A 10199-nucleotide genomic window follows, 5' to 3' on the forward strand; every position below is an offset into this window, starting at 1 on the left:
TCCACGTGAAACATTTTTAGATTTTCCACAATGTTCAATACGTATGATGTCATCGTAGTAGGAGCAGGGCATGCCGGTTGTGAGGCCGCTCATGCCGCAGGAACTATGGGTTCCAATGTGCTCCTGATTACTATGAACATGCAGACCATCGCACAGATGTCTTGCAACCCAGCCATGGGTGGAGTTGCCAAAGGACAGATTGTGCGAGAGATCGATGCCCTCGGCGGACAGTCGGGTATCATCAGCGATAAAACCATGATTCAGTTTCGCATGCTGAATCGCTCAAAAGGCCCGGCCATGTGGAGCCCACGTTGCCAAAGTGATCGAATGTTGTTTGCGCAGGAATGGCGCGATACGCTCGAACGAAATCCGAACGTCGATTTTTGGCAGGATACAGTCAACGAAATCCTTGTTCACGATGGCCGAGCGGTTGGGGTTAAAACGGTAATGGGCGTCGAAATCAAGGCCAAAACAGTGGTGCTCACCAACGGTACATTCTTGAATGGGCGCATGTTTATTGGTGAAAAAACCTTTGGTGGAGGTCGTACAGGCGAACGTACAGCTACGGGTTTGACGGAACAACTCACTGAATTAGGCTTCGAATCGGGCCGTATGAAGACCGGGACACCACCCCGAATCGACGGACGCAGCCTTGATTATAGCCGGATGGAGGAGCAGCCTGGCGATGAAGAACCCGGTAAGTTTTCGTTTACTGATACGACGCCACTGACCAAGCAACGCTCATGCTGGATTACGTACACGGACGAACAGGTACACGATGTTCTCAAAGAAGGCTTCGAGAAATCGCCCATGTTTACCGGGCGGATCAAAGGCTTGGGACCACGCTATTGCCCATCGATCGAAGACAAAATCAACCGGTTTGCCGACAAAGACCGGCATCAGATCTTTGTGGAACCCGAAGGTTGGAACACAGTTGAGGTCTACGTAAATGGTTTCTCAACCTCATTGCCAGAGGATGTACAGTACCGGGCACTGACCAAAATCGCGGGTTTTGAGAAGGCAAAAATGTTCCGGCCGGGTTATGCGGTTGAGTATGACTTCTTCCCGCCAACCCAGTTGAAGCCTACATTGGAAACCCACCTCGTTGGTAACCTCTTCTTCGCGGGCCAGATCAATGGAACCACGGGATATGAAGAAGCCGCTTGCCAAGGCCTTATGGCTGGCATCAATGCACATCAGAATGCGCGGGAAGAAGCCCCCTTTACCATTGGTCGATCAGAAGGGTACATCGGTGTTTTGATCGATGACCTCATCACGAAAGGGACCGAAGAGCCGTACCGCATGTTCACCTCGCGGGCCGAATTCCGGACGTTACTTCGGCAAGACAACGCCGATCTGCGACTGACAGAGAAAGGCTATCGCGTAGGCTTAGCCAGCGAAGAACGGGTAGAACGTACCCGAGCGAAACAGGTGGCTATAGAGTCACTTAGGCAGGAGTTGCGCGAGATCAAACTCCGCCCGGACGAAGTGAATGGTTGGTTAGAAAGTAAAAACTCATCGCCCCTTCGTGAAAAAGCGCCGTTGTATAACCTGGTTAAACGCCCGGAACTCGATACCACCGACATCGCTGAACTGGTTGAAATGGCCTACGAAAAAACAGACGGAGCTGCGGCGGTTTTGATTTCACGCGACGTTTTGGAACAAACGGTCATCGAAGTGAAATACGACGATTACCTGAGTAGAGAACGTGAAAATGCTGCCAAGCTAAGTCGCTGGGAAAACCTTGACATTCCCGGTACGTTTGACTTCGATAAGGTAAAGGCTTTATCTTTTGAAGGACGCGAAAAATTAAAGAAGCTGCGGCCGACTACCATTGGTCAGGCTACCCGGATTAGCGGCGTCAGTCCATCCGATATTTCTATTTTGTTAGTTTACATGGGTCGTTAATTGTGGAAGAACTCACCACTTGCCCCGTCTGTGGAGGCGGGGCATTTACACCATACATTACCTGTCAGGATCATCTGGTCAGCCAGAAGCCATTCCAGATTCAGCGCTGTAACCAGTGCCAATTGCTCTTCACCAATCCGCGGCCAACGTCCGATACCATCGGCTCGTACTATAAATCGGATGCCTACATCTCGCACGATGATACCCGCCAGGGGATAATGGACACGGCCTACCGGATGGTCCGGTCATACACCTTGCAGGAAAAAGAAAAGCTAATCCGCAGGCTCGCCGGTAGGGTAGGGGCAATACTCGACTACGGTTGTGGAACGGGCGCTTTTCTGGCGCAGTGTCAGGCGAAGGGCTGGGCAATCAACGGATACGAGCCCGATCCGGACGCCCGGCGGCTAGCTGAACAACGTACCCAGATAACCATCTTAAAAGACCTTAACGACATACAACCGGCCGAGAGCCTGGACGTTATTACGTTGTGGCATGTGCTCGAACACGTACCTGACTTGCACACGACACTTGCTCGGTTGGCTTCAACTTTACGGACTGGCGGTGCGTTGGTCATCGCCGTACCAAACCCGGAATCGGTTGATGCAAAGACCTACGGCCCAAATTGGGCAGCTTACGACGTACCTAGGCATCTGTATCATTTCACGCCTGCTGTGTTGAAAAGGTTGCTGAACGAACACGGATTAACACTTGAACAACAGTTACCCATGCGTTTCGATGCGTATTACATAGCCATGTTAAGCACGCAACACCGGGATGGGAAAACCAATTATCTTGAAAGCCTACAACAAGGCTGGCGTTCCAATACCTCAGCCAGCCGCACTGGCAATTACTCAAGCCTGACTTATGTATTCCGAAAAGCCTAACTTCGATCACCCTGCTGTTAAGTACCGAACGCCCTCTTTGTGGGGCGTTTTCTTGTTGCTATTCATCGCCATCATGGCCAGCCAATGCGCCCAGGTAGCCCAACCACCGGGTGGTAAAAAAGACACCTTAGCGCCAAATCTGATCAGCAGCATACCGAAAATGCGGGCCACCAACGTGAAGCCCAAACAGGTCGAATTGTATTTTGATGAATACATCAATGCCGAAAATTTTAGCCAGAAAACCATCATCACCCCAGGCAGTGGTATCACGTTTGACAGCCGGATCAAGCCAACGGGAGTTGTGCTGATATTCAACGAGCCACTGAAAGACAGTACCACTTACACCATCAGCTTCACGGATGGAATCAAAGATGCGAGCGAGCGAAACCCCGCCACCAATCTGAAGTTGGTATTCAGCACCGGTCCCCAATTGGATTCGCTGAACATCAGTGGTCGGGTAACGAATATCCTCAGCGGCACTACTGTTGAAGACGCCTTGGTAGGCCTCTACGCTCCCAGCGATACACTCGATGCGCAGAAGACAAAACCCATTTATTACAGCAAAACTGACACTTCAGGCCTGTTTTCGATCGAAAACATTAAGGCCGGCGAGTACGATATCATCGCGTTTACCGACCGCAATTCCAACTTCGTATTTAATCCGGATAAGGAAGAAATCGGCTTTTACAGTCAGCGGATCAACCTGACAAAAAACGTGAATGACGTAGCCCTAACGCTGTTTCCGCAGAATACGTCGCCCGTTCGTATCAGCCGGAGCGAATCCCGTTCCGATGCCTACACGATTAATCTCAACAAAGGAATCGCTAGCTATTCGGCTCGGTTTCGTAATCCGGCCGACAGTTTGCCTTCGTTCCTGCAAAGCCCAACTCAAATTAAGTTCTTCCGCACCAAGCAAACGACCGACACGCTGTCGATTCAACTTGCCGTGGAAGACTCGCTTGGGCAACGCAATTCGTTGCGGCACACTATCAACTTTCGTCAAAAAAGTAAACGCGAGAAACCCGAAGATTTTCTGGTGCGCGTGGTGCCACCCAACAGCGATGCCGTCGAGCCAAATTTCGAATGGACTGTTTCATTCAGTAAGCCCGTCAAAGCAATTCGGAAAGAGCAGGTCCAGTTTTCGATCGATAGCTTGAGCACCGCCAATCTGGCGAGTTACACGTCGACGCTGGGTTTGAACGACACAGAGCTAAAAACACAGGTAACGACCAAGGCCAAAAAATTCATCCGGATCAAATGGCAGAAAGATGCCTTCGAAAGCGTACTTGGCGATACTGTTGCCGTGAATACGATAACGTACCCAATCGTTGATCCGGAGAACTTCGGTATCCTCCGCGGCCGTGTGACCACCAAAGCACCAAACTATTTCGTGGAGCTAATCGACGAGCGGCAAACCGTCATACGCAAGCTGCGCAACGCAGCCACTTACGAATTCAAGAATCTAAAGCCGGCAAAGTATCGGCTTCGCCTTATTATCGACCGAAATAACAATGGCAAGTGGGATAGTGGCCGCTATGATCAACGGATCCAACCCGAACCTATCTATTACTACCCCGGCGGCCTGATCAACGTGAAGCAAAACTTTGAGTTGGAAGAGATCAACCTGAGCGATCAGTAGGCTTTTTGGGCTATATCGGAAAAGGTCAATTAAAACTCGATTTTTAGCCGATTTTCAGTGGAAAAGCAGGTGGAAAACTAGCACTGATCCGTGGATAACGCCAAGGCTCATTTACCGGAAATGTGAATTAGTCTTGCGTTCTTAACACTAGGGCTTTTTCCACATCACCCCGTGTTCAAAATAGCGACTTCATCAACCGGTCCCAAACAAGTTATCAGCCCTGTGGATTGTGGAGAGTGGCTATCCACATATACACCCCACCGAAATGTGGAAATGGTTGATAACTTTATAAAGCCTTGATAGAAACACCAAAAGCAAGTGAATACCTGTTAGATAGGTGTGGAAAACTCAAACGGGTTGTTCACAGTTGGCATAGAATTTAGTGGATAAAAACCTTGTTCACATATGCACAAGGCTAATACCTACAATAACGTTTTTAAAGAAACTTATTTATAAAATGGAAAATAGGGTGTGTGGAAAGGTGTTGTTGCTTGTCTTGCTGCTGGCTGGCCCTTGGCTGCACGCACAAACCGAACAAGGGTTGGCCGACGAATACTTTCGAAATGGTGAGTACGAGAAGGCTGCCGCCGAATACGGAAAGCATATTCAGAAAAACGAAGAACAGGGCGGACCCTCGTGGCCGACGGTGGTCAAATACATCACCAGCCTCGACAGAGCTAAAAAACGTGATGAATCCGACCGTCAGCTGAAAAAGTGGCTGAAGGCGACGGGTAACCTTAAGACATACGCGCAGGTGCTCACGGCTAGTCAGGCGCAAGAGAAAGGTGACACCGTAACGGCCAATAAAAGCTATGCTGCTGCGTTTGAGTCAGTTAAGACTAATCCGTTGCAGATAACACGGCTGGGCGAACTGCTAACCGACGTTGGTGCCACTAACTGGGCCATTCAATCGTTTGAGCAGGCGCAAAAAGTGGTGGGTGACCCGCTGTTACGGGCAGAGGAGTTAGCGGCGCTCTATCGCGCTAAAAACGACATAAAACGGTGGGTAGAGACCCTGTTACCGCTCGCGCAGCGTCCCGATAAGCGGGAGGCAGTCCAAATCGCCTATCAAGGCGTTATCAACACCCGCGACGAGCCCATTCTGGAGCAGGTGCTGTACGACCGGGTGCAGAAAGAGCCGGAGTCGATCCCGACAAACGATATGCTGACTTGGTACTTTCTGCAAAAACAGAAGTTCAGCCGGGCGCTAATGCAGGAAAAAGCGGTTGATAAACGCCTGAAACTTTCAGGAGCCAAGGTGTTCGAGCTAACCAACCTGGCGCTGACCAATCGGGAATACAAAACAGTTATCGACGGCTGCGAGTACATCATCGCCAATTATAGCAACGGCACGTTCTACCCCTATGCCCGCCGGATGATCATCAATGCCCGGGAAGAACAGGTGAAAGCAACGTACCCAATCGATAAAAGCGAAATCCGGAAGCTGATTGGCGATTACCAGCGGATGCTGAATGAAGTGGGCATGACGCCTAAGACACTGGAGGCACTGCGCAGTTCAGCCAATTTGTACGCCAACTACCTCGACGAAAAGGATTCAGCCATCGCTATTCTGGATAAAGCCATCCTGATGGGGAAAACTGACCCGTTATTTGTGGATAAGTGCAAGCTCGACAAAGGCGACATCTATCTGCTGAAGAACGAACCCTGGGAATCAACATTACTGTATTCGCAGGTGGAGAAATCGCAGAAAGACGACCTGCTGGGCTACGAAGCCAAACTACGTAACGCTAAGTTGCACTACTACAAAGGCGACTTCACGCTGGCTAAATCGGTGCTGGATGTATTGAAACTGGCCACATCGCGCGAAATAGCCAACGATGCTGAACAGCTAAGCATGCTTATTCTCGATAACACGGGCCTCGACAGCACCGAGAACGCCATGCGTGATTATGCTGCAATTGACCTGCTTCTCTTCCAGAACAAGCTCGACGAAGCCAACACGCAGATCAACGGCATGCTGAAAAAGTATGATAAACATACCCTAGCTGATGAATTGCTCTGGTTGCAATCGAAGATCTTGGTTAAGGAGAATAAGCTCGATGAAGCCATTGCCAATCTGCAACAGATCGTCAAACTGTACCCACTCGATATTCTGGGCGACGACGCGCTCTACGAAGCGGCCAAACTAACGGACGAGCGCAAAAAAGACGCTGTGGAATCGCTGAAGCTATACCAGCAGTTTTTAACAACGTACCCGGGTAGTATCTACGCCGCCGAAGCCCGTAAACGGATCCGGCAGCTACGGGGCGATGCGGTAAACTAAACGTGGCTACCAACATAAAATGCCCACTGACTAAAGCCGTTGAAGCTTTAATCAGTGGGCATTTTCACGAATAAACGATTACGCCGTTTGTAGGAGCGACTCTTTGAAAGCCTCGAACGTACCTAGTATAGCAATAGCCTGCTTGGTGCGATTTGCCAATACCGCGAGCCGTTCAGGTACGTCAACTGCTTGCCCCAGAATCTCGTCAACAGCGGGGCTGAATTTGGCTGGATGAGCAGTTGCCAACGCGATTCCGCAGTTATCCACAGAAGAATGTTGATAACTTTCGAGGCCTAACAAGCCAACAGCCGTGTGCGGACAAGCCACATAGTTATACACATCTCGCAACTTAATCATCTCGTTAACCGTCTGATCATCAGTAAAATAATAGCCTTTCACACGATCCGTAATCGAGGCGAAATCATCACCTAACAACCGCTTCAACCGGCCAAAATTGCTCGGGTTACCCACGTCCATGGCATTAGATAGCGTAGCCAGCGAGGCGATCGGTTCATACGTACCTGACGACAGGTAATCGGGTACGACTTTGTTCAGATTCGTTGCCGCCACAAAAGCCTCAACGGGTAGCCCCATCCGCCAGCCCAGCACGCCAGCGCTAAGGTTGCCGAAGTTGCCCGAAGGCGTGGAGAACACAACCGGCTTATGGTCTCGATCCAGTTGAGCCAGCGCCCGGAAATAATAGAAGCTTTGCGGAATAAGCCGGAAGATGTTGATCGAGTTGGCCGACGAAAGCGCAAAGGTCCGATTCAACTCATGATCGAGGAAAGCCGTCTTCACCAAAGCCTGACAATCGTCGAATGACCCATCCACCTCGAAGGCCTGCACATTGCCGCCCAAGGTCGTAAGTTGCTTTTCCTGCAACAGGCTAACCCGGCCTTTCGGGTAAAGAATAGAAACCCGTACGCCAGGTACGTTGTGAAAGCCCATCGCAACAGCCCCCCCGGTATCGCCCGACGTCGCTACAAGAATGTGAACTTCTTTGTTGAATGACGACGAAAAGATCGACATCAAACCAGCCATGAAACGAGCACCTACATCCTTAAAAGCCAGCGAGGGGCCATGGAACAACTCGAGCACGTATTTCCGGCCTACTTCCAGTTCTACCAGCGGTGTGTCGAACGGGAAGGCTTGCTCCACCAGTTGCGCTACCTGTGCGTCGGTCAGATCACCTGTCAACCACAACTTGGTAAGGTCATAGGCGATATCGGCAAATGACTTGCCGGGCAGTGAATTCAGATAGCCAGCTGGTAAGGCCGGAATCGTTGAGGGCATGTATAGGCCACGATCCTGAGGCATGCTGTTGAACAACGCCTCCTGAACCGAAACAACATTTGTTGCGTCATTAGTACTGTAGAAAGTCATAGCGTAAACGGGCAAAAGAGCGCGCAAGTTACGTGCAAACAGTCGGTTACAGCATATAGAGACTTTGTAAGCAACGTACCTGAGAAGCGGTTGGCCCTGGAAAGCGCCAACTTGTCGACTTACCTTTGTAGCAGACAATCATACCTTCATGACAAACTCGATCACGGGTGTTCCAATGCCCCAGAATGAACCGGTTAAAGAGTACCGGGCTGGCTCAGCCGAACGTAAGGCCTTGCGTCAGGCGCTTCAGGAAGCCAAAGGCGTAGAAAAAGAATTGCCGATGATCATCAACGGCAAAACTGTAGAAACCGGTAAGCGCATCCGGGTAGCGCCACCTCACGAACACAAACACACATTGGGGTACCTGCACGAGGGCGACGCCAGCCATGTACGGCAGGCCATCGATGCGGCACTTGCTGCCCGCACTGCCTGGTCCGAAACGTCGTGGGAACACCGGGCCAGCATCTTCCTAAAAGCTGCTGACCTGATAGCGGGCCCGTACCGCGCCAAACTCAACGCGGCAACCATGTTGGGTCAGTCGAAAAACGTTTATCAGGCCGAAATCGACTCGGCTTGTGAACTGATCGACTTCCTGCGATTCAATGTGCATTACATGACCGGCATTTACAGCGAGCAGCCCTATTCGCCGCCCGGCGTCTGGAACCGGCTCGAGTATCGGGCGCTGGAAGGATTTGTATTTGCCCTTACGCCATTCAACTTCACGGCTATTGCGGGTAATCTGCCTGCATCAGCCGCACTGATGGGGAACGTGGTCGTTTGGAAACCGGCTTACACGCAAGCCTATGCAGCGCAGGTGATCATGGAGATATTTCAGGAAAGCGGCCTGCCCGACGGCGTTATCAACCTGATCTACGTCGATGGTCCTGAAGCGGGAGACGTAATCTTCAAACATCCCGATTTTGCGGGGATTCATTTCACCGGAAGCACAGGCGTTTTCCAGACTATCTGGAAAGAGATTGGCAATAACATCAACACATACAAGACGTACCCACGCATTGTAGGAGAAACAGGTGGTAAAGACTATATCCTTGTTCACCCAACAGCCCACGTGACCGAAGCCGTAGTGGCCATGGTCAGAGGAGCCTTCGAGTACCAGGGGCAAAAGTGCTCAGCGGCCTCACGAGCCTACATACCGGCAAGTCTGTGGCCTGCCATTCAGGAAGGAATAAAAGCTGAATTAGCCCGGCAGAAGATGGGCAATGTTGAAGACTTCACTTGTTTGTTCAACGCCGTCATTGATGAGCGCTCGTTCAAGAAACTGGCTGCCTATATTGATCAGGCCAAAGCTGACGGAACAACGATCATCGCTGGAGGAAACTACAGCAGTGAGGAAGGCTACTTTGTCGAGCCGACGGTGATTCAGGTGAACGATCCGAAGTACCGAACAATGTGCGACGAACTCTTCGGGCCGGTGATATCGGTCTACGTATACGACGATGAAGCCCTCGATGAGGTCGTCGACCTAATCGACACCACATCACCCTACGCGCTGACGGGGGCTATTCTGGCCAAAGACCGGTACGCTATCGAGACGTTGACGAAAAAACTGACTAATACGGCCGGCAACTTTTACATCAACGATAAGCCAACAGGAGCCGTTGTAGGGCAACAACCTTTCGGGGGAGCGCGGGCATCGGGCACCAACGACAAGGCTGGCTCGGCTTTAAACTTACTACGGTGGGTTTCGGTGCGCACAATCAAGGAAACGCTAACTCCGCCGCGCTCAGTCGATTACCCGTTTATGACGGCTGATTGAGAAAAATATTTAAACTTTTTTCAAGCTAGGGCTTGACAAAGGGCCTAAAAACCCCCTACCTTTGCAGTCCCAAATCGAAAGAACAAGCGCACAACGGTGAGCGAGTTTCGAGAAAGGGAAAAGTTCTTTGGCGTATTGGCAGAAAGGAAAAGCATAAGTTCATGCTAGAACACAGCAACCAATTTCGGTTGGTTGCACAATTATTTACGATGGAGAGTTTGATCCTGGCTCAGGATGAACGCTAGCGGCAGGCCTAATACATGCAAGTCGAGCGGGTCGCAAGACCAGCGGCAAACGGGTGCGTAACGCGTAAATAACCTGCCC

General features: G+C 50.8%; 6 protein-coding genes and 1 rRNA gene. 6 read left to right on the plus strand and 1 reads right to left on the minus strand.

The annotated features are described in order from the left end of the window. Nucleotides 1-30 precede the first annotated feature (30 nt). From mnmG to ACAW74_RS27500, 4 genes are all read left to right on the plus strand, one after another. Nucleotides 31-1908, plus strand: coding sequence for a tRNA uridine-5-carboxymethylaminomethyl(34) synthesis enzyme MnmG (gene mnmG, locus ACAW74_RS27485; RefSeq protein WP_370701472.1), 1878 nt, complete (start codon nucleotides 31-33; stop codon nucleotides 1906-1908). 2 nt (nucleotides 1909-1910) lie between these two features. After that, entirely contained in the window at nucleotides 1911-2792 is an 882-nt protein-coding gene (locus ACAW74_RS27490) for a class I SAM-dependent methyltransferase (RefSeq protein WP_370701473.1), read from the plus strand. Further along, entirely contained in the window at nucleotides 2773-4431 is a 1659-nt protein-coding gene (locus ACAW74_RS27495) for an Ig-like domain-containing domain (RefSeq protein WP_370701474.1), read from the plus strand. The genes ACAW74_RS27490 and ACAW74_RS27495 overlap by 20 nt, the downstream gene beginning before the upstream one ends. A gap of 457 nt (nucleotides 4432-4888) precedes the next feature. Continuing rightward, nucleotides 4889-6715 (plus strand): tetratricopeptide repeat protein, encoded by a 1827-nt coding sequence (locus ACAW74_RS27500; RefSeq protein WP_370701475.1) that lies wholly within the window; start codon nucleotides 4889-4891, stop codon nucleotides 6713-6715. A gap of 78 nt (nucleotides 6716-6793) precedes the next feature. On the opposite strand, the gene thrC is transcribed toward ACAW74_RS27500, so the two are convergent. Next, nucleotides 6794-8098, minus strand: a complete 1305-nt coding sequence (thrC, locus tag ACAW74_RS27505) for a threonine synthase (protein WP_370701476.1) — start codon at nucleotides 8096-8098, stop codon at nucleotides 6794-6796. 148 nt (nucleotides 8099-8246) lie between these two features. Here thrC and pruA point away from each other — a divergent pair, with 148 nt between their 5' ends. Further along, entirely contained in the window at nucleotides 8247-9875 is a 1629-nt protein-coding gene (gene pruA / locus ACAW74_RS27510; protein WP_370701477.1) for an L-glutamate gamma-semialdehyde dehydrogenase, read from the plus strand. Nucleotides 9876-10081: 206 nt separating this feature from the next. Continuing rightward, nucleotides 10082-10199 (plus strand): 16S ribosomal RNA (locus tag ACAW74_RS27515); the annotation flags it as partial.

This window comes from Fibrella musci (assembly GCF_041321105.1).
In the GTDB taxonomy this organism is placed as follows: Bacteria; Bacteroidota; Bacteroidia; order Cytophagales; family Spirosomataceae; genus Fibrella; species Fibrella musci.

What these genes read in the sequence shown, in the direction of transcription:
- mnmG (WP_370701472.1), top strand. Translation starts at nt 31, where the DNA reads ATGTTCAATACGTATGATGTCATCGTAGTAGGAGCAGGGCATGCCGGT.
- pruA (WP_370701477.1), top strand. Translation starts at nt 8,247, where the DNA reads ATGACAAACTCGATCACGGGTGTTCCAATGCCCCAGAATGAACCGGTT.
- ACAW74_RS27500 (WP_370701475.1), top strand. Translation starts at nt 4,889, where the DNA reads ATGGAAAATAGGGTGTGTGGAAAGGTGTTGTTGCTTGTCTTGCTGCTG.
- ACAW74_RS27495 (WP_370701474.1), top strand. Translation starts at nt 2,773, where the DNA reads ATGTATTCCGAAAAGCCTAACTTCGATCACCCTGCTGTTAAGTACCGA.
- thrC (WP_370701476.1), bottom strand. Translation starts at nt 8,098, where the DNA reads ATGACTTTCTACAGTACTAATGACGCAACAAATGTTGTTTCGGTTCAG.